Origin of the sequence: Paenochrobactrum gallinarii, assembly GCF_014205685.1 — a bacterium.
Taxonomy (GTDB): domain Bacteria; phylum Pseudomonadota; class Alphaproteobacteria; order Rhizobiales; family Rhizobiaceae; genus Paenochrobactrum; species Paenochrobactrum gallinarii.
Window position 1 is genome coordinate 1 of sequence record NZ_JACIIU010000023.1, and the last position, 21135, is coordinate 21135.

The following is a 21135-nucleotide window of genomic DNA, read 5'->3' on the forward strand; positions in this document are numbered from 1 at the left end:
CGAACGTTAAGGGAGCAGCCCCTTTTTAAGTAGGCTGGCAGCTGTTCGATGTCCTTAAGGTGCGTAGCGTCGATCATTAATTGGTCTGGCTGGCCGCCTTTCGCTGCGAGGCTTGCGAAGATCTTGTTGAACACACCCATTCGGCTCCAGCGAATGAAGCGGTTGTAGATCGTCTTGTGCGGACCGTAGGCAGCCGGTGCATCACGCCAGCGCAAGCCATTCCTGAGCACGAAGATAATGCCGCTGATAATCCGGCGATCATCAACTCGCGGCACACCATGTGACAATGGAAAATGAGGCTCGATCCGGCGCATCTGCGCCGCCGACAACCAGATCAAATCACTCATGGCAGCACCTCCTTGCGCTACCATTGAAGAAATAGATTAAACACTACGCAACCAATTAATAGGTCCTGAGCCTAGGAAAAACTTTGCGACAGGCCCGTTTTCATTGAGCGCTGAAAAACGAGGGCCTCCTTCAAACTAAAGTCGCTTTTCTTTAATTCTGCGCAATAAAAGCACGTAGCTGGAATTTTTGAATTTTGCCGGTAGAGGTTTTAGGAATCTCCATAAAGAAAATTTCTTTCGGCCGTTTAAACGGTGCCAGCAATTCCGCCACATGGCTTAAAAGCTCAGCCTCCGTCACCGTTGCGCCGGCCTTCAACTCCACAAAAGCAACCGGCACTTCGCCCCATTTTTCATGCGGTTTAGCCACCACACCACAAAGGCTCACAGCGGCATGTTTATAAAGTGCTTCTTCCACTTCCACGGAAGAAATATTCTCGCCGCCGGAGATAATAATATCTTTCGAGCGGTCTTTCAGCTGCACATAGCCGTCCTTATGCATCACGCCCAGATCACCGGTATGATACCAGCCACCTTTAAAGGCTTCTTGTGTCGCTTTAGGGTTTTTCAAATAGCCCTTCATCACCACATTGCCGCGCAGCATGATCTCGCCCAAAGTTTCGCCATCTGCCGGCACAACTTCCATTGTTTCAGGATCGCGCACTGACAAAGCATCCAGCACCGGTGAGCGCACCCCTTGGCGCGCTTTCAGGCTGGCACGTTCCGGTGAGGAAAGATGATCCCAATCTGCATGCCATTCATTCACGACACTTGGCCCATAGGTTTCAGTTAAACCATAAATGTGGGTGACGTTAAAACCAGCTTCACTCATGCGGGTCAGCACCGTTTCCGGCGGTGGGGCAGCGGCAGTATTGAAAATAACCGTATGGTCAAAGCGGGTTCGTTCCTCATCTTTGGCATTGATGAGAATGGACATCACCACCGGCGCACCGCATAAATGAGTCACTTTATAAGTAGCAATGGCTTCATAAATCGGCTTTGCCCGCACCCAACGCAAGCAAATATGGGTGCCTGCCTGCAAGGCTATTGTCCACGGAAACGACCAGCCATTGCAATGGAACATCGGCAATGTCCAAAGATAAACCGGATGCCGCGGCATATTGGTGTTAAGCGTATTGCCAAAGCACATCAGCGCTGCACCACGATGATGATAGACAACGCCTTTCGGGTCGCCGGTCGTGCCGGAGCTATAGTTCAACGACAGCGCATCCCATTCATCATCCGGTTGCAACCAGATGAAATCCGGATCGCCCGCACTGACAAAAGCCTCATAATCGAGCGTACCGATTTTGGCACCTTTTGGCTGCGGTGCGTCCTGAGGATATTCCGTATCATCATAATCAATAACCACAGGCTTGATCTTTGCCAAAGCCAGCGCTTTTCCCATCACATCAGCAAATTCACGATCAACAATGAGAACTTTCGTCTCCGCATGGTCGAGCTGAAAGGCAATAGAGGCGGCATCAAGTCTGGTATTGATTGAGTGCAGCACCGCTTTTGCCATTGGCACACCGTAATGTGCCTCCAGCATTGGCGGCGTGTTGGAGAGCATGACCGAAACCGTATCGCCTTTGCCCAATCCCTGATGATTGAGCGCTGCCGCTAACTGCTTACAGCGTTTCCAGAAATCGCGATAGCTGAGCCTGATACTGCCATGCACCACCGCCAATTGATCCGGAAAGGTCGTTGCCGCCCGTTCCAGATAGCCAATCGGGCTTAATGGCTGATAATTGGCAGCACATCTATCCAGGTTCATTTCAAACGCGTTCATTCATACTCTCCCCCGGCCCTCCCCAGGCCAGCACAAGCCATGCTCCCGATGGTGTTTGATGATTATAAACTATCCATCAATTTTGATCACCACACGACCTTGCGTTTTACCGGCCAAAATATCATCAGCCAGACGCGGCAAGGCAGACATTGGTTCAACCGTTGTCATATCGGCCAGCAATTTATGGTCAAGGCTTTCCGCCAGCAGCTTCCATGCGCGTTCGCGTTTATTGGCCGGAGCCATCACGGAATCCACACCCAAAAGAGCTACATTGCGCAAGATATGCGGCAGAACCGTTGCCGGCAAATCCGCACCACCGGCAAGGCCGCAGGCTGCAACACCGCCACCATAAACGGTTTGTGCCAACACATTGGCAAGGGTTGTGGAACCAACAGAATCGACCGCACCGCCCCAACGCTCTTTCTGCAACGGCCCTGCTTTTTCTGAAAGTGCCGCACGGTCAACAAATGCTGAAGCACCAAGCTTGCTCAGATAATCATGACTATCAGGACGACCTGTTGAAGCGGTCACATTATAGCCACGCGCAGCAAGAAGTGCGACCGATACCGAACCCACACCACCGGCAGCACCGGTTACCAACACTTCACGGCCTTGCTTTTCAATCATGCCCCAGTCTTCCAAAGCATTGACGCACAAAGCTGCGGTATAACCGGCAGTGCCGATCGCCATCGACTGTTCCGGTGTGAAAGCATCCGGCAAACGGGTCAGATGTTCCGGCTTAATACGCTGAAAGCGTGAATAACCGCCCCATTCCGTTTCCGACAAACCCCAGCCATTGACCACAACGCGGTCACCGGCTTTCCAGAGGTCAGAACGGCTTTCCACCACGGTTCCTGCCAGATCAATGCCACCAACCATAGGCAAACGACGTGCAATGCGTCCCTTACCGGAAATTGCCAAACCATCTTTATAATTGAGGCTGGAATGAGAGATTTCTACCAGCACATCGTGATCGGGCAGGTCGTTAAGGCTCAAAGTTTTGATGCTGGCCTTTGGCTTGCCATCAACATCCTCAATGACCATAGCATTGAATGAATTTGTCATATCGTACTCTTCCGTCTTAATGCTACAGGCTTATTTCTGGGTGCGGCCAAGCATGTAAAATTCGTCATTCGGGCGCATGCTGGTGACATTGGCAATGCGGTTTGACATGCCAAAAAATGCGGTAATCGCAGTGATGTCCCAGATGTCTTCTTCGGTGAAGCCATGAGATTTCAGCGTGTCGAAATCATCTTCACCTACTTCATAAGCGCGTGCCGACACTTTCGAAGCAAATTCGAGCATCGCTTTCTGGCGCGGCGTAATATCGGCTTTGCGGAAATTCAGCGCAACCTGATCGGCGATCAGCGGGTTTTTCGCACGGATACGCAAAATCGCCCCATGGGCAACAACACAATACTGGCACTGGTTGACGGTGCTGGTAGCAACCACAATCATTTCACGCTCAGCAATGGTGAGATTGCTTGGGCGCTCCATCAAAGCATCATGATAAGCCATGAACGCTCTGAATTCATCAGGACGATGCGCAAGCACCAAAAACACATTGGGGATAAAACCGGATTTATCGCTCACATCTTTGATGCGGGCAGCAATATCTTCCGGCAGATCTTTTAATTCAGGCACAGGAAATCGGCTGATTGGCTTATCAGTCATAACAGGCTCCATAAATGGCTAGCTTAAAGGCTTTAAAATCAACTTCACGGGTGGTTTCCCACCCGCGAAAAACTTGATCTATTTACTTATTCTTCTCGGCATATTGTCGTTTGCCTTCCTGCACCGCCTCATAAAGTGTGGTGGCAGCCGCAGGCAAATCTTTCAATAGAGCAGAATGGGTGTCGCCCACCTTGTCAGCCCAGACTTTTTGCTGCTCTTCGCTCAATGTTACAAATTTGCCGCCATTCGCTTCAAACTTGCTGACCTGTGCTTTTTCATCATCATCCTGACGCTGGCGCATTTCATCAGTTGAAGGCATCGAGCTTTTCAACAGTGCCTGAATTTCAGCAGGTAAGCCGTCATAGAAGCGCTTGTTGACGAAGAAAATCTGCTCATGATGATATTGATGGGTCTGCGTATAGGTTTTGGCAAACTGCGCCGCGGGGGTGGTAACATAGAAGGTAAATGGCAGATCGCCGCCTTCAACCATGCCCTGCTCCAAACCGGTGAAGAAATCCGGCAATGAAAGCTGCACGCCGTTTACACCGACATTTTGCCAGAAAGCACGCGCCGATGCAGCCGGCGGAATGCGGAAACGCTGACCTGCAATATCATCCGGTGTTGTGCATGTTTCTTTACAGAACATGTTTGACCAGCCTGCATCACCAAGACCGATCACCACCAGTCCGTTTTCTTCAAAGATTTTCTCCAAAGCCGGACGCACGACATTGTCGGTTGCCCAACGGCGCTGCGCATCATTGTCCCACAAATACGGCATCGAAAGCACGGCCGCAGGCGGAATAGAAACAGCCGAACCTGCAAGACCGGTTGTGCCGATTTCCAAGCGACCACGGATCACCTGCTGGGTCATTTCCTGATCATTGGCAACCAGCTGATATTCAATCTTGTAATCATCACCGGCTTTTTCATTGAAATTGGTGATGAAGGTCTGGATGATGCCGTCCATCATCGAGCCAGGACGCAGCGAACCAGCAATACGCATGGTTTCTGCAGCCTGCACAGTGCCGCTGAACGACACTGTGGCTGCAAGCGCCGAGAAAACGGCCAGAGTTGTTAGTTTTTTCATGCTAGTTCCTCCCAAACTATTATGGTTTTTATTCAAATTGCGTGATGAATTTAGTGATCAGATAGCCGTCGAAAGCTTCCGTTCCGCCTTCGCTGCCATAGCCACTGTCTTTAATGCCGCCAAACGGTGTTTCCGGCAGTGCAAGGCCTAAGTGGTTGATCGTCACCATGCCGCTTTCCAAGCCGTCCGACACTTGCGTGACGGTCTTGCTGGATTGGGTGAAGACATAAGACGCCAGACCAAATGGCAGGCTGTTGGCACGGCGCAGCACATCATCGGTATCTTTAAAGGATGTCACCGCTGCAATCGGACCAAATGGCTCCTCGGTCATCAATCGTGAATCTTCCGGCGGGTTAAACACCACTGTCGGCGCATAGAAATGGCCGCGATTGCCAATGCGCTCGCCGCCGCACATGATGGTGGAACCATTACCGCGCGCTTCCTGCACAAAGCCATCAATGGCTTCAACGCGACGCGCATTGACCAATGGCCCCATCTGGCTGTCGGCATCCAGACCGTTGCCAACTTTTACCTTGGCAATATTGGCGCTGAAACGTTCCAAAAACTGATCTTGCACTTTTTCATGCACATAGAAACGGGTTGGCGAAACACAAACCTGACCGGCATTTCTGATCTTTGATCCGGCCATAATATCGGCAGCGCGTTCCACATCCGCATCAGGGAAAATCAGCACCGGCGCATGGCCGCCAAGTTCCATTGTCGAGCGCTTCATGTGGAGTGACGCTAAGGAAGCCAGCTGCTTGCCAACCGGAACCGAACCGGTGAAGCTGACTTTAGCAGTGATCGGCGAGGCAATCAGATAGCTGGAAATTTCCGCCGGCACACCCCAGACCAGATTGAGACAACCATCCGGCAGACCTGCATCCTGCATAGCGCGTGCCAGCGCCACCACTGCACTTGGTGTTTCTTCAGGGCCTTTAAGAATAAGCGTACAACCGGAACCAATGGCGGCTGCAATTTTGCGGATTGCCTGATTGGCCGGAAAATTCCACGGTGTGAAAGCCACGCAAACGCCGATCGGCTCACGCACAACTAGCTGACGTACATTTTCAGCTCTTGCCGGAATAACGCGGCCATAAATACGGCGGCCTTCTTCTGCATGCCAGTCAAGCAAATCGGCGCAAGCCATGATCTCGCCGCGCGCTTCCACAAAGGGCTTACCCTGATCAAGCGTCATGTTGCGGGCAATTTCATCCGCGCGTTCACGGATCAGGTCACCGGCACGGCGCATGATTTTGGAACGCTCCATCGGCGAGCTTTTCTTCCAGCTGCGGAATGCTTTTTGCGCCGCATCCAAAGCCGCATCCAGATCATCACGGGTCGCATGCGGCAGTCGTGCCAGCACTTGTTCGTCAGCAGGGTTGAAAACATCTTCACCCTTGCGACCACCTTCTTCACCAATCCAACGGCCATTGATCAGAAGTTGCAGTTTTTCAGAATACATTTTCATCTCCACTCAATTTCAAGAGCATTTTCAGCAAAAAATCAGATAAAGGCTTCGATCAGGAACGGGCCCTTGCGCGAGCAAGCATGAGCAAACAGATCGGCAAACTCCTCAGCCGTGGAAGCGCGTGCGCCTTCAACACCCATGCCTTTGGCAAGGCTCACCCAATCCAGTGTCGGGTTAACCAAATCCAGCATATGAGTAGCGTTACGCCCTGCAACCCCTGCTCCGACATTTTTTAATTCATGATGCAGGATTGCATAACGCTGATTGGCAAAAATAACGGTGACAATATCCAGCTCTTCACGCGCATGCGACCAGAGCGCCTGAAGCGTATACATGCCGCTGCCATCGGCCTGCAAAGCCACCACTTTACGATCAGGGCAGGCAATTGCCGCACCGGTTGCCAATGGCAAACCGATACCAATCGCACCACCGGTCAATTGCAGAAAATCATGCGGTTCCGATGAATGGGTGAAATTGAAAAAATCACGCCCAGAACTGATGGATTCATCCACCACAATGGCATTTTCCGGCATCATCGCCCCAATCACGGTGGCGATTTTGTTGGAATTTAATTCACCGGTTGGCAAAATGGCTTTTTCACGTTTGTTAAGCGTCACCGGAGCATTGGCTGTAAGCCCCAATTCATCCGCCAGCCATTGCAGTGCATGCAGCAGATCGCACTCATTGCTGGCATAAGGAATGGCCGTTGCTTCAGGCTTCAAGAATGTGCTCGGCTTACCCGGATAGGCAAAAAACGCCACCGGTTCTTTCGCGCCAATGAGGATCATCTGATCGACATCAGCCAAATCGGCTGTTGCATCTTCAGCACGATATTTGACACGGTCTATCGCTACACGACCAGCACCGCGCTGCATGCGGCCATTGGACTGCTGGGCAAGAATGCGCACGCCTGTGCTTTCCGCAATGCGGCCTGCAATTGCCAGCCCTTCTTCACGCAGCGCCATGCCGGAAAGCAGCAACATTGTGCGTTTGCCGTTACGGATAGCTGCTGCCGCCTCACGCACGGCTTCCTCGCTCACCTGCTTGGGCGCAAGCTTTTGCCTTGGCGTGATTTTCCCGTTTTGCACTTCATTCCATGCCGCATCAGCAGGCAGAATGAGGGTGGCGATTTGACCAGGTTTGCTACTCGCCACTTCAATCGCGTCGCTTGCATCATTGATCACATCATCAGCGGATTTGGTGGTGCGCACCCATGCTGAAACCGGCTTGGCGATACCTTCAATGTCACTGGTCAGCGGTGCATCATATTGCAAATGATAGGTCGCGTGATCGCCGACAATATTGACCATCGGCGTAAAAGCACGTCGGGCATTGTGCAAATTCGCAATACCATTACCAAGACCGGAGCCTAAATGAAGCAGTGTGGCGGCAGGCTTGTCGGCCATGCGGGCATAACCATCTGCTGCACCCGTCACCACGCCTTCAAACAGGCCAAGAACACAGCGCATATCCGGTTTTCGGTCGAGAGCTGCCACAAAATGCATTTCCGATGTGCCCGGATTGGCAAAACAGACATCAATCTCATTCGCAAGCAATGTGTCGCAAAGGGCGTCAGCACCGTTCATTTTCATCTTATGTCCTAACTTACCAAGGCAGATATTTCTTACTATTCAATGACACGCCGCATGAAAATTGCGGCATGTCTTCTTGTTAAAAACCCTGCGCCATTACGGAATAAACATGAACACAATTTGCGGCACAAAGGTCGTGATCAGAAGCGGGATCAGCATCAGCAGCACAAAAGGCCAGACCCCGCGCACAATGGTTGTAAAGCTTTCTTTGAAGACACTCATCGCCACGAATAGATTGATACCGACAGGCGGAGTGATGTAGCCAATCTCAAGATTGACTGTGGTGATCACACCCACATGCACCGGATCAAAACCATGTGCCTGCATCAATGGAAGCAGCAATGGCGAGAGGATCAGAATGGCTGAACCCACATCCATGAAACAACCGGCAATCAGCAAGATCACGTTCATTGTCAGACCAGCCGTCACCGGATTGGTGATCCACTGGCTGAGCCATTCGACCAGCATTTTCGGAATGCCTTCATAGTCGAGAATGGTATTGAAACTACCGGCAATTGCCAGAAGTGGCAGCAGAGTTCCGAACAAGCGCACTGACTCGCCCAACATGGCGGAAAAGTCTTTCAAGGTCAGATCGCGATAGATCAGACCTTCAACCGCCAAGGCATAAACAAGCGATACAACCGCTGCTTCTGTTGCGGTGAAATAGCCGGTGTAAATACCCCCAAGAAGCAACACAGGCAGAAACATTGCAGGCCCGCCGCGTCGCATAGCGGTAAGCAAGCGACTGAACGAGAACTTACCACGGGCTCTGATAGGCGCCACAATCACACAATAAACCACGAAGAAAACTGTCATCAACAGGCCGGGGCCAATGCCGCCCATGAACAATTTTACAATCGAAGTATCAGTGATAATGCCGTATAGCATCATCGGGATTGATGGCGGAATGAGAATGCCAAGTGTACCGCCTGAGCACAAAAGCCCCAACGCCAAATGCTTGGAATAACCTTCACGCAGCAATGCCGGATACATGATCGAACCGATGGCTGCCAGTGTCACGATGGACGAGCCGGAAATAGCCGCAAACACCGCACAAGCCAGAATGGTTGCAACTGCCAGACCACCTCGAATATTGGCGGTCAGCTCAATCATAATATCGATGAGGCGCTGCGCAATCACACCGCGGCTCATAATGTTACCGGCGAGAATAAACATCGGGATTGGCAGCAATACGTCACGGTCGACGGTGAACCATAAATCCTGAATGAAGAATTCCACAGAAGAATTGCGCGCCACAAACTGGTGAACACACATGACCGCAAAGGCCAGTACCAGTACCATTGGCTGGCGTAAAACTACGAGTGCGAGACTGCCCGCTGTAATGAGAAAACCGGTCATATGTCACCTCCGCTTGTCACGGGACGCAGAGCCGGAGCCACCACGAACATCAGGAATTTGATCGCTGCAAAACCAAAAGCAAAAACCAGAACGCTCTGGATAGTCCAGATATTGATCGGCAGCGTCATGTCGCGCTCGCCGATGGAATAGGTGCTGTAGATGAAAAGATAGCTGGCATAAGCAAGGCCGAGGCACAAAAGGCAGGACAAAAGATCAGCCAGACGCGCGGCAAAAGCATCAAGTTTTTGCGGCACCAATTTGTCCAGCACCGTCGGGCGCAAATGGCCGCCATGCGAAACCACATAGGAAAAGCCCATAATACCGGCAACGGCCATGCAATAAACGGCCACGCGCTGCGCACCGAAAACTCCTTGCCCCAACACTTCGCGGCCGAAAATATCAACGACAAGCGCCACAGTTCCGGCAATAAAAAAGACGTAACAAACAATCGTTTCGATTTTGACGATCAGATTATACAAGCAACGCAATGCAGGAGAAACCGGCCTGCCCGCCTCGCTCACTGATGAGTGGTTTTCTGTTTTTTCCATCGCTCAATCTCAAATTTTGCGGAAAAATATATTTTTCGTATATTGATCCCGGCTCACATTTTGCGTGGTTGCTGCCCGTAGGTGCTAAATTTTTGCAACACAGTCGTGATCTCTTCGTCGCTCAACACCGGCGGTTCGCCGAGTGGCAGGCAAAGCAGATATTGCGTTGCCAGTTCTTCAACTGTCACGGCTAATGCCAAAGCACGGGCAATGGAAACATGCCCCGCCAGCACACCATGATGTGCCATCAGGCAGGCGCGGCGGCCTTCCATCGCAATCAACAGCTCATCAGCCAGTTCCTGCGTGCCAAAAGTTGCATAACCGGAGCAGCGGATGTCTTTGCCGCCGGCAGCTGCAATCATATAATGAATGGCAGGAATGGACTTCTTCATCACCGACAAAGCAGATGCATGGGTGGAATGGGTGTGAACCAGAGCATTGAGATCGTCGCGCGCTTGTAAAACATCGCGATGAAAACGCCATTCGCTGCTTGGCAGAATGTCGCCTTCAAAATTCCCCTCCCAGTCCAGTTGCACAATATGTTCAGGTTTTAGCTGATCATAAGGAATGCCAGTGGGCGAAATCAGCAAACCATTGCCGTTGCGCACACTGATATTGCCTGATGTGCCCCGATTGATGCCAAGCTTGTTCATATTGCAACAAGCATCAATCAGCTCTTGTCTGAGTGCTCTCTCCTCCGGCGAAAATGACATTTTCGCTCCCCCCTTTAGTGTCTGTGTTTGAAACGCGCTTAAACTCCCGTGGCGCGTCTCAGCTCATGATTTCGCGAGGCAAAACAGCAGCATAGTCCTTTAACTCCAGCCCTGCTTCAGCCAATAGTTCTTCTGTATGTTCGGCAAATGCTGGTGGTTTCATCCGGTAGCTTGCCGGTGTGCGTGACAATTTCACCGGACTGCCTGTGCCGCGATAATCCTCAATATCGACAATCATGCCGCGCGCATGGGTATGCGGATCATTGACAACTTCATCAATGCTGCGCACGGCACCGCAGGGCACACCGGATGTCACCAAGGTTTCAGCAATCACCGCACATTCATGGTCAACCAATGCTGCTTCCAGCTCGACCTTCAAGGCATCGCGATTTTTATTGCGCTCCGCATTGCTGACAAAACGCGGATCGTCAGCCACATGCGCAATATTTAATATTTTGCACAAAGTGGCGAACTGGCGATTATTGCCAACGGCCAAAAACAGAGCGCCGGTTTTGGTGGCATAAGTGTCGTAAGGCGAAATATTCGGGTGCGCATTGCCGGAAGGCTTTGCCACTTTGCCATTGAGATAAAAATTCGGCAGATGCGGATGCAGTAATGAAACGCCGCAATCATAAAGTGCAGCTTCGACAAACTGGCCTTTGCCGCTTGTGTTGCGCTCTTGCAGTGCCAGCAAAACGCCAATCGCAGCATTAAGACCCGTCACCATATCAACAACCGGCAGACCAACGCGCAACGGCTCACCGTCACGCTCTCCATTCACACTCATAATACCGCTGAGCGCCTGAATGGCCGCGTCATAGCCCGGACGTCCGCCATAAGGGCCATCCGCTCCAAAGCCCGAAACACGGCAATGCACCAAACGCGGGAAGCGCTGCGCCAGCATCTCCTGCCCGATGCCCCATTTTTCCAATGTGCCGACTTTGAAGTTTTCAACGAAAACATCAGCCGTTTCAAGCATGTGCAAGAGCAGCTCACGTCCCGCTTCTTGTGAAAAATCAACCGACATGCCTTTTTTGTTGCGGTTCAGCCCCAGAAAATAACTGGCCGCATCGCCCAAAAACGGAGGCCCCCAGCCACGCGTTTCATCGCCCTGCGGCGGCTCGATTTTAATCACTTCCGCGCCATGATCGGCCAGAATTTGTGTGCAGTAAGGCGCACCCAAAACACGGCTGACATCAATCACCCGCAAACCAGCCAGCGCACCCTGCGCCTGCTTTGCATGTTGGCTTTGATTGTCCGAACTGGTCATAATGCCCCCTCACATTTCTTTCAAAATCGCCGAACTGAAACCGCTATTGAAGATCAGCCGCCATCAGTTCTGCAAATTGCGGATAGGTTTCAGCCAGCTCCTCCAGCACCTCCCCGCGTAACACTTTCAAAGTACCGGTATCCGGATCAGGCGTTGCGCCCAAATCGTCAGCCACATCAAAAGCAAAACCGGTCGCCTCGCGGATATCATCCAGCGTCTGCCCCGGATGGATGGTTTTGAGCAAAAAGCGCGCTTTGTCTTTGTCAAAATGGAACAAGGCACGGCTGGTCAGCAATGCATGTGGCCCGCCATTACGCTCGACATTCGACGCCGATGTACCAGGCGCGCTGATGAAATCCACCTTCTCCACCAGCACGCGCGGACTATGTTCCTCCCGAAACAAAATGACGCGCGGCACCTGAAAATAGAGAAAGCTTGAGCCAAAAGATCCAGGCCAGCGCACTTTGCTCTGCGGATAGTCGCCCACACCCACCAGATTAATATTGCCTTGGCCGTCAATCTGCCCGCCGCCCAAGAAAAACGCATCTATGCGTCCTTGCGCTGCGCAATCAAATAATTCCACACTGCCATTAGTGAAGAAATTATGTTTGACAGAACCAAGGATAGAAATACGAACAGGCGCATTGCCGGCCGCCTTTTCACGCGTACGCAACAGCATGGAAGCCGCCGCCGGAATGGGTGACGAAGCCCCCACCGCCACATGGCGCACCCCTTGCAAAAGACCAGCAATGGTTACAATCAAGCGCTCACGATCTGTTACAGGTTTCATGTGCGTTGCTCCTGCATCCATGAAGCAGTTGCCAGATAATCAGCAACGCCTTCTTCTGTCTGTGCGGCCTTGGCGTAAGCCGCAATTTCTTGAGCATCCGCCGGATATTCACCCCAAACGCCGTAAGGTGCGGCACCATTTGACACATGGGCGACAGCATCCACATAAAGCGACGGCAAAACGCCAGCCGCCATCACTTCATCATCAAGCAGATTATCATCAGTGATTTTTTCAACCGTAATCAATGTGTGTTTGGCAGCATAAGCCATCGTCGCCAATTCACGCCGGCGACCAATCCAGACATTGCCGTATTTGTCGGCCAATGGCGCATGAAACAGCGCATAATCCGGCTGAATGGCAGGTATCAGCACAAGCGGATCATTTTCCCCGAACGGATTATCGATCAGTTTCCAATCCTTGCGGTTCTCAAAAACATCTGAGCCAATAAGCCCACGGATCGGCAAAAACGGCACGCCTTTTTGCGCAGCGATCAATCCGGCATGAATAGCCGGACATGTGGCATCCATCAGTTTGATCGAGCCTTGTTTAACTGCACGGTTGAAACATGGTGCACCGCCTGCCTCACCAAGGCTGACCGCACTGGTTTCAACGCAAGCCACCAAACCTGCCCCCACCAGCATGTCCACCTGCATGCCCCCTGTCGGCACGCAGATAAGATGCAGGCCACCAATATTTTGACGGATAATTTCAGCAGTGCCCGACATTGAAACACCAGCATAATCCACTGGCACCGCCAGTTTCGTTCCGCTCGGGATACGCGCAATCAATTCTGACAGATGAAGACGCTCTGTCATGATGTTACGCCTTATCCGCTCTGTAAAAATCGGCGAGATCAAACGCTGAGAAAATACCGCGGCTGGTGACAACGCCCGACACCAAATGCGGCGGTGTCACGTCAAAAGCCGGATACCAGCCTTTGGCCAAAGGTGAAGCGGTGCGCTGACCTAAGCAGTGCAGGCTTTCCTGCGGATCTCGATCTTCCATCGGAACATCGGCTGCCGTTTTGGCGGATTTATCCGGAGTCTGCACCATGGCAAAATAAGGCAGGCCAAAATGATTGGCCGAAAGCGCATGTTGCAAAGTACCAACCTTGTTGATGACATGGCCGGACATGGAAACACGGTCGGCAGCGGTCATCAAACGGCTGATCTTGCCAAGGCTCATTGCATGGGCACCCATATTGTCGGTGATAACTGTCACCTCAATGCCCATTTCAGCCAGACTATGCGCGGTCAAACGCGCACCTTGCAAATAGGGCCGCGTTTCCGAGCAATAAAACTGAAATTTCTTGCCCATCCGCAAAGCGGCAGCGGCAGTTTCAACAATGGTGGATTCTGCCCAGCAATGGGTTAAAACCGCATCACCATCTTCAATCACGCGACCACCATATTCGCCTAAGTTTCGGGCGGTCTGACGCTTGGCTGCCCAGATTTCCTGCACCCGTGCTTCAAAATCGCTCAAGAACCTGTCGCCATCAAGCACCAGGGTTTTAGCATCCGCCAAAAGCTGCGCAATGACATGAGCAATGTGATTATTGGTTGCGCGGGTCGCAACCAAACGCGCCCCGTCTTTTTGCAATGAGCTCAAACGCTCATCTGCCGTTTTCAATTTTGCAGCTTCACGCGCTGCCAAGACCATGCCCGCACTCGCTGCATAAAAAGGGCCGCCGCTCTGTGTCACCATTTCCTCAATGGCAACCGCAACATCTTCAACCGTTTTACAGGTGACGAATGTTGTTTCAAAAGGGAAAACGCGCCGGTCGAGAATACGGACGCAATCGGGCTCAAGCAGAACGCTTTCGCGCATGATAGTAGGCATGGTGATCACTTGCATAATTTCCTCCAAGCAGGCTCATATCGCTCCCAATATGCCATTTGCCTGCTTGGATGATATTATCATATCAAAATTAAATAATTGCAATATTAAAATTTTTTATATTAAAAAAGACTATTTTACAGCTTCATGGTTGGAGCGCCAGTCCTGGGCTTCCGCATATTTAACGCGTAAATAGTCCATTAATTCAATAAATGCCTCTTCAGCAGCACGATTATTACGGCTATAGATTGCCATCAGAATGCGCCGGTGCAGACCGCAAATAATCATCCGGTCACGGAATTTAAACATCACCATATTGGCAGGCGGAATCAGCACTTCCAGCAAACCTTGCAGGAAGAAACTATAAACACCATTGCCGGTGGCAGCCGCAATTGCCTGATGGAAACCGACATCAGCCGCGCAAAATTCCACATCGCTGATGGAGGCATCTTCTTGCTGCAAAAGCAGTTTTTCCATATTGATCAGGTCTTCATCGGTGCGTCTTTGCACAGCATAAGACAAGCAAATAAGCCCTGTATCGTGGCGAAACTCAGCAATATCGACCAATGAAAACGAGCCGAGACTGCTCAGCAGCATCATGATGCCGACCATATTTTCACGTGCTTGTTCAAAGCTTGGACGATTAACGAAAGTGCCACCCCCCGGCCCCCGCTTCGATCGCACCAAATGTTGTGCGGCCAAGCGTTTCAGCACTTCGCGGATGGTTGGCCCCGAAACACCATAATGTTCCGCCAGCTCTTCTTCCGTCAGCAGGCGCTCACCGATTTTGAGATCACCATTCAAGATACTATCGCGGATGTCATCAGCGATCTGGCGCGTGATATTGCGCGGGCTTGTCGTATCCGCAGAATTTTCAACCGTCAGGTCGTTTTTCAAATCACTCATAGCTACCTTCTTCGTTCCCACCCGTGCAGCATGCCGTAATATATTTCATATAACAATAGATATTGACAGCGAAATTCTAAATTGTGATATGATAATTAAACGAATGCGTAGATTAATTTGGTCTGATGAATGGGAGAATAGTCAGATCATGCTCATTTTGATCCGGTTTTGAGCAAATGGTTTTTTAAACCAGTTGGAGGAAGCTCAAACACCAAGGCAAAATGTCTGACACAATCTCTTCCGGAAACTGAGGCATTATGACGGACGCAGCCAGCCAGCCATTGGCGAAAGCTTTTAATGAAGAGACGCTGAAAAGATACATCGCATCGCAGCCGCATCTTCATCAAATATTCGGCAATGATTTAAGCGATGTGCGCGTTGATGAAATCGGCGATGGCAATCTGAATTTCGTTTTTTTCGTCACTAATAAGCAAGCGGCATTAGCTTTCAAACAAGCGCTGCCTTACTCGCGCATGTCTGGCGGCGCGCGCGCATTAACCTGCGAGCGGCTGGCTTTTGAAACCGCTGCATTGCGCGAATTCGGCCGCCTTGCACCGGATTACATTCCGCATATCCATCATTTTGACACCGAGCAGTCTTTGATGGTGATGGAGTTTTTGTCACCTCATATCATCATGCGTAAGGGCATGATTGATGGCGTGGAATATCCAACATTTGCCGATCATATTTCAACATATCTGGCCAAATGTCTTTATGGCACCTCGGATTTTGCGCTTGATCCGTCAACAAAGCGCGAAATGGTGGCCTATTTCGCCCGTAATGTTGAACTGTGTGAAATTACCGAGCGCTTGATTTTCAACGAGCCATTCATGGCTTCAGACAGCAATCGCTGGACAAGTCCGGCTTTGGACGAAACTGTCCACGCTATCCAAAACAATCTGGCGCTAAAACTGCGCGTGGCAGATCTCAAATATAAGTTTCTCACCCGCTCTGAAGCCTTGCTTCATGCCGATCTTCACTCCGGCTCTATCATGCTGACGGCTGATGAAACCAAAGTGATTGATCCGGAATTTGCTGTTTTCGGCCCGATGGCTTTTGACATCGGTATTTTGATCGGTAATTTGCTGATCAATTATTATGCGCAGGAAGCCTATGCAACAGCGGACAATGACCGTGCCGCATATCGGTTTTCTGTGCTGAAAATGATCGAAGACATCTGGAATGGCTTCTTTCAAAAATTCTGTGCGCTCTGGCATGAAGGTCGCACAGGCGGCGCTTATCAGGGCACAGTCTTTACAGAGCAAAATGGCGCAGCCACTGCCGCGCTCAATTCAGTGCTGGATGATTATCTCGATAATCTCTTGCAAGACAGCATCGGTTATGCGGCGACAGAAATGATCCGCCGCACCATTGGCCGCGCTCATGTCATTGATGTTGATATGATTAAAGATGACGAGAAGCGTGCAGACATCGAGAAGAAAATTTTAGGCTTTGCTGCCCAAATCTTGCAAAGTCCGAAGAAATACAAATCTATTACTGAATTTTTGGAGCCGGCGAAACAGGACATATAGTGCCACTTTAAAGCATCAAATATAAAGCCCGTTGCAGCAAAATTTTTCCATGCAACGGGCTTTTTGCCATTTAAAAGCCGCCATCGTTTCGTTCTCTTCCATTATTGGTTTTTTAGTCAAACCATGTAATTGTCTCATCAGTTTAATTGCCCTTTAACGTGTAAGATTTGCTTTGATGACAACGCACTCAGAAAACACCTCAACGCTCACGCAACCGGTTATTATTGTGCGCGCCGGACAGGACGCACAAAATCCGCATATCGGCATTTTAACCATTGGCGATTGGAGCGTGAAATGCTCCACCGGCCGCAATGGTCTGGTAAATGCTGCTGATAAGCGCGAAGGTGACGCCAAAACGCCGATTGGGCGCTATCCGCTGCGTTATGGATTTTATGATCCGATAGTTTTCAGTGATGCTTTCCGCAGCTTTGATTTTCCGTTTTTGCCAAAGCCGGAAAATTATCGCTGGAGCGAAGACCCGGAAAGCGAATTTTACAATCAGCTGGTTTTTGAAACAGATGAAAGCCAGCCTTCGCGCCGCGGTGAAAGACTGTTTGATGTCTTTATTCCGGTTGGCTGGAATGATGCAGTGCCGGTTAAAGGTGCAGGTTCGGCAATTTTCATCCATGCGGCGCGCCCTGATTATAGCGGCACCGCCGGTTGCGTAGTTGTGGCGCATGAGCATCTGGAAGCACTTGCGCGCCGTTTGAAGCCAGGCATGATGATTGATATTCAATCAGCCGATGTGGCAAATAATAATCTTGCCGAAAAGACGAGCAAATAAATGCAAAGCAATATCACTTCTATCGAAACAGTCAGTTTTTACGGACTGCATAAAGGCCCTCGCCTGATTGTTACCGGTTCCGTGCATGGCAATGAACCCGCAGGCCCGTTGGCAATTGCACGTCTCGTTGAAGAATTCCGCTCCGGCAAACGGCAACTATTGCGTGGTCAGGTGACATTCGTGCCAGTCGTTAATGCACTGGCGCGTCATAATAATACCCGTATCGGCGACCGCAATCTCAACCGCAACTTAGCCGAAAGCGCCATTCCGCAGGATAATGAAGACCGTGTGGCCAATGTCCTCTGCCCGCTTTTTCGTGGTGCTGATGTGCTGATTGACCTCCATTCATTTAATTCACAAGGCCACGCTTTTGCGCTTATCGGCCCGCATGACAATGATGATGATCTGGAGCCTTTCAAACACGCTAAAGAGGAAGAAAAACTGGTCAAATCCTTCGGTCTGCCGATGGTGGCCTATGGCTGGCTTCCAGCCCATGAAAAAGCGCTCGAAATGAAGCGCCAGGCGGGTGTAACCGAAGATCTTGCCTCATTGCATGGTGTCGGCACCACCGAATATATGCGCTTTTCCGGCGGCTATGCCATTACGGTTGAGTGTGGCCAGCATCTTGATCCGCAAGGGCCGCAGGTCGGTTATGATTGTGTCGTTAACGGCATGATGACCCTTGGTATGATTGAAGGCACGCAGCCAAAAGTGCCTGCCCCGCGCACTTTAGAAATCTGCGATCCGATTTTAAGCCAGCATCCTGACGATCGCTTGGTTAAGCATTTTACCGCCGGCGAAGCGGTTAAAGCTGGCGAGATTATCGGCAAACGTGCTGACGGGAGCGATATTATCATGCCTTATGACGGCGCCATTATCTTTGCGTCGCTCTCAGCTGACTTGCATGAGGAGCTTTGTTTCCTTTGCAAAGAAAGTGACCGGTTAGAAGACTGACAATGAAAAAGGCAGCATTTGTAAATGCTGCCTTTGTTGTTTTATGCAGTAAGCAATGTCAGCGTGAAAACAGCAAACAGTACCAGATGCAAAAGCCCCTGAATGGCGGTGGTTTTTTGTCCCAGATAGGTAAATGCACTCAAACCAATCGTCAGTGCAAAAAGCACGGTTTCAGTGGCTGAAATACCAAAAATCACGGTTTTTCCGGTTAAAAGGCCAATTGCCAGAACAGCCGGAACCGTCAGGCCGACCGTCGAAACAAATGCCCCAAGACATAGATTAACCGCACGCTGCGTTTCATTATTCAGCGCTGCCTTTACGGCCGTGATCGACTCCGGCGTGAAAACGATGATAGCAATCAACAAACCGCCAAGCGCAATCGGCGCGCCGGTTGTTGCCACGCCATAATCAATGATGATTGCCAGATATTTGGACAGCAACACAATCGGCACCATGAAAGCAACAAGCTTGATGGCATGACCAATGTTTTTGCGCATATCAAGCGGCGCTTTATCAACCTGTTCGCCCTCAGCTCTTTCAACGCGGGCAATCGACATCCCCCCCATTGGCGGCTGCTGAAAGTGCGTTTTATATTGCCCCATCTGGAAATATAAAAAGCTCGCATAAATCAGAATAGTCAGGCTGGCGATAACCACTGCCTGAATGGCAGAAAAGCCACCTATATTTTGCAGCAATGTATTGGGCAGCAAAAATGCCATGCCTGCCAGCACGATGATCATCGAAAGATAAGACAATGCGCCTTGGGCATTATATTCCTGCTCGCCATGGCGCAGTGCTCCGGCCAGCAAACAAAGGCCGGTAACCAAATTCATGATGATCATCATCACGGCATAAATTGAATCACGCCCGATAGTGGGCGCCTCACCCGGCCCCAGCAGCACCGAAACGATCAAAATCACTTCGATCAAGACAATTGAAAGCGTCAAGATAAGCGTGCCGTAAGGCTCGCCCAATTGTTGCGCCAATTCATCCGCTTCATGCACCACACCAAAAGATGCAGCCAAAATCGTCGTGAACAAAATTGCAAAACCAAACAGCGCTGTGCCAAGCGGCATTTCTGCACTGAGCCAGTTTGCGCCAAATAGTAAAAATACAGCCACCACGCACCAGATGGCGATAAGTTTGAAAGCAGTGACAAGTTGAGGGGAATGTGTCAGTCGGGACATTTTAAACAACCACTTTTGGGGTCGTCCCCGTCTGAATTACACTGTTCGGGTCGTCCCGAAAGCGGCTTCACAAAAAAGCAGTGACCTCTTATCTCATCGAGATAGCGTACTTACCAGATTAATCATCCGGCTTGCTTTTCCTTATATTTAAAGATCATCGCAGTTTCAAACAATGTTTTCACGGATCATGTGGGCCACTTCGATGCCTGCGATGGTGGCTGATGCGAAATGGAACGCTTTGAAGTCCATCATTTGTTTGGTGATCCGTTTTATAAAGCGATGATCTTGCTCAAGGATATTGTTCAAATATTTGATCTGCCGGATTTCAATAATGGCGCCTGCGTCTGTGAATTTCAGGATGGTGTTGACGGCGTGAACCCCGTTAAACAGGCACCGTTACCTTAACTTACAAACAGCCGCGTTTACACAACTAAACCGTTATTAGGCAGCTTTCAGGTATGCGATTTCGCGCCACATGTTGTTAGCGGCTTGTCGTAATTCACGGTGATCGGCGGCGTTGAATTTGTTGCGGGGAAAGTAATGAAGATTGTAAATTGGATCGTGGATTGACGTGAACCTTTGCACATGTCGCGCTGACTTGAAATGCTTCATGGTCCGCTCTCGTCGCCGTAGCGGCTGATGTGAATTCTCTGCTCAATTATTCAACCCTTTGTGCTGACGATGATCACACACCGTTAGGCCTAATTCTCGTTTGCCAGCGCCATAAGAACTCAGTTTGTCTGTGACCATAACACGTGGTGAATAGCCATGACCGGATAGAAGCTTACGCATAAAACGCTTGGCGGCCTTGGTATTGCGGCGTTTTTGAACAAGAACATCCAATACAAAGCCATGCTGATCAACTGCACGCCAAAGGATGTGGTGCTTACCTTTGATCGTAATGACAGCTTCAGCCAGATGCCATTTGTCACCAAGACGTGGGGTTCGACGGCGATTAGTATTGGCATGATCTCGACCGAATTTCTCAGCCCATTCACGTACCGTCTTATGGGTAACAATGATGCCGCGATAGGCGAGCATGTCTTCAACCATGCGAAAGCTTAGCGGAAAGCGGAAATACAGCCACACTGCTTCTGCGATAATCTCGGCAGGAAAACGATGACCGTGATAAACAGAAGCGTGAGGTGCGGTCATACCCTATTCTCGCAGCAGATGCTTACGCCAAAGTTAAGGTAACAATGCTTGATCAATGAGATGCTGTAACGGGGTCTGTGTCGCGCACTACCTTTTACCGCTTGCAAGTCTAGTGGCAAATTGCGGACCTTCCCGTACCTG

Annotated in this window: 18 protein-coding genes and 3 pseudogenes; 3 read left to right on the top strand and 18 right to left on the bottom strand. The window is 50.6% G+C overall.

Translation table 11 applies throughout. The annotated features are described in order from the left end of the window. Nucleotides 1–18: 18 nt before the first annotated feature. The 15 genes and pseudogenes from FHS77_RS14000 to FHS77_RS14070 all read right to left on the bottom strand — a co-directional run. Nucleotides 19–347 (bottom strand): annotated as a pseudogene (locus FHS77_RS14000) (transposase); the annotation flags it as partial. A gap of 151 nt (nucleotides 348–498) precedes the next feature. After that, nucleotides 499–2136 (bottom strand): acyl-CoA synthetase, encoded by a 1638-nt coding sequence (locus tag FHS77_RS14005; protein ID WP_184224459.1) that lies wholly within the window; start codon nucleotides 2134–2136, stop codon nucleotides 499–501. A 69-nt stretch (nucleotides 2137–2205) separates the two neighbouring features. Continuing rightward, nucleotides 2206–3201 carry an MDR family oxidoreductase gene (locus FHS77_RS14010; protein WP_184224461.1) on the bottom strand — a complete coding sequence of 332 codons (996 nt, stop codon included), beginning with the start codon at nucleotides 3199–3201 and terminating at the stop codon, nucleotides 2206–2208. 30 nt (nucleotides 3202–3231) lie between these two features. Beyond that, nucleotides 3232–3810 carry a peroxidase-related enzyme gene (locus FHS77_RS14015; RefSeq protein ID WP_184224463.1) on the bottom strand — a complete coding sequence of 193 codons (579 nt, stop codon included), beginning with the start codon at nucleotides 3808–3810 and terminating at the stop codon, nucleotides 3232–3234. 82 nt (nucleotides 3811–3892) lie between these two features. Continuing rightward, nucleotides 3893–4897 carry a TRAP transporter substrate-binding protein gene (locus FHS77_RS14020; RefSeq protein WP_184224465.1) on the bottom strand — a complete coding sequence of 335 codons (1005 nt, stop codon included), beginning with the start codon at nucleotides 4895–4897 and terminating at the stop codon, nucleotides 3893–3895. 28 nt (nucleotides 4898–4925) lie between these two features. Next, nucleotides 4926–6362: an NAD-dependent succinate-semialdehyde dehydrogenase gene (locus FHS77_RS14025; RefSeq protein WP_184224467.1), complete on the bottom strand. Its 1437-nt coding sequence runs from the start codon at nucleotides 6360–6362 to the stop codon at nucleotides 4926–4928. Nucleotides 6363–6403: 41 nt separating this feature from the next. Then, entirely contained in the window at nucleotides 6404–7954 is a 1551-nt protein-coding gene (locus tag FHS77_RS14030) for an acetolactate synthase large subunit (RefSeq protein ID WP_184224489.1), read from the bottom strand. A 102-nt stretch (nucleotides 7955–8056) separates the two neighbouring features. Continuing rightward, a complete protein-coding gene (locus tag FHS77_RS14035; protein WP_184224469.1) occupies nucleotides 8057–9319 on the bottom strand; it encodes a TRAP transporter large permease in 1263 nt (420 codons plus the stop codon). Continuing rightward, nucleotides 9316–9867 (bottom strand): TRAP transporter small permease, encoded by a 552-nt coding sequence (locus FHS77_RS14040; RefSeq protein WP_184224471.1) that lies wholly within the window; start codon nucleotides 9865–9867, stop codon nucleotides 9316–9318. The genes FHS77_RS14035 and FHS77_RS14040 overlap by 4 nt, the downstream gene beginning before the upstream one ends. Nucleotides 9868–9920: 53 nt before the next feature. After that, on the bottom strand, nucleotides 9921–10580 hold the full coding sequence (locus FHS77_RS14045; RefSeq protein ID WP_184224473.1) for an L-fuculose-phosphate aldolase: 660 nt from the start codon (nucleotides 10578–10580) through the stop codon (nucleotides 9921–9923). Between the two features lie 58 nt (nucleotides 10581–10638). Further along, nucleotides 10639–11850: a CaiB/BaiF CoA transferase family protein gene (locus FHS77_RS14050; RefSeq protein WP_184224475.1), complete on the bottom strand. Its 1212-nt coding sequence runs from the start codon at nucleotides 11848–11850 to the stop codon at nucleotides 10639–10641. A gap of 43 nt (nucleotides 11851–11893) precedes the next feature. Then, nucleotides 11894–12640: a CoA-transferase gene (locus FHS77_RS14055; protein WP_184224477.1), complete on the bottom strand. Its 747-nt coding sequence runs from the start codon at nucleotides 12638–12640 to the stop codon at nucleotides 11894–11896. After that, complete coding sequence (locus FHS77_RS14060) at nucleotides 12637–13455, bottom strand: CoA transferase subunit A (RefSeq protein WP_184224479.1); 819 nt, start codon at nucleotides 13453–13455, stop codon at nucleotides 12637–12639. Before FHS77_RS14060 ends, FHS77_RS14055 begins: the two co-directional genes overlap by 4 nt. A 4-nt stretch (nucleotides 13456–13459) precedes the next feature. Then, on the bottom strand, nucleotides 13460–14494 hold the full coding sequence (locus tag FHS77_RS14065; RefSeq protein ID WP_184224481.1) for a s-methyl-5-thioribose-1-phosphate isomerase: 1035 nt from the start codon (nucleotides 14492–14494) through the stop codon (nucleotides 13460–13462). Between the two features lie 114 nt (nucleotides 14495–14608). Continuing rightward, a complete protein-coding gene (locus FHS77_RS14070; RefSeq protein WP_184224483.1) occupies nucleotides 14609–15382 on the bottom strand; it encodes a FadR/GntR family transcriptional regulator in 774 nt (257 codons plus the stop codon). Between the two features lie 257 nt (nucleotides 15383–15639). Between FHS77_RS14070 and mtnK the strand changes: the two genes are divergently transcribed. The 3 genes from mtnK (at nucleotide 15640) to FHS77_RS16290 (ending at nucleotide 18652) form a co-directional block, all read left to right on the top strand. Further along, nucleotides 15640–16914, top strand: a complete 1275-nt coding sequence (gene mtnK / locus FHS77_RS14075) for an S-methyl-5-thioribose kinase (RefSeq protein WP_184224485.1) — start codon at nucleotides 15640–15642, stop codon at nucleotides 16912–16914. A gap of 175 nt (nucleotides 16915–17089) precedes the next feature. Next, nucleotides 17090–17698 (top strand): L,D-transpeptidase family protein, encoded by a 609-nt coding sequence (locus tag FHS77_RS16285; protein ID WP_246431351.1) that lies wholly within the window; start codon nucleotides 17090–17092, stop codon nucleotides 17696–17698. Next, nucleotides 17699–18652: a succinylglutamate desuccinylase/aspartoacylase family protein gene (locus FHS77_RS16290; protein ID WP_246431352.1), complete on the top strand. Its 954-nt coding sequence runs from the start codon at nucleotides 17699–17701 to the stop codon at nucleotides 18650–18652. It begins immediately after the preceding gene. 41 nt (nucleotides 18653–18693) lie between these two features. Here FHS77_RS16290 and FHS77_RS14085 read toward each other — a convergent pair whose 3' ends face one another. The 3 genes and pseudogenes from FHS77_RS14085 to FHS77_RS14095 form a co-directional block, all read right to left on the bottom strand. Then, nucleotides 18694–19839, bottom strand: coding sequence for a calcium:cation antiporter (locus FHS77_RS14085; RefSeq protein WP_184224487.1), 1146 nt, complete (start codon nucleotides 19837–19839; stop codon nucleotides 18694–18696). A gap of 165 nt (nucleotides 19840–20004) precedes the next feature. Then, a pseudogene (locus FHS77_RS14090) lies at nucleotides 20005–20220 on the bottom strand (DDE-type integrase/transposase/recombinase); the annotation flags it as partial. A 60-nt stretch (nucleotides 20221–20280) separates the two neighbouring features. Beyond that, nucleotides 20281–20994, bottom strand: a pseudogene (locus FHS77_RS14095) (IS6 family transposase). Nucleotides 20995–21135: the final 141 nt, after the last annotated feature.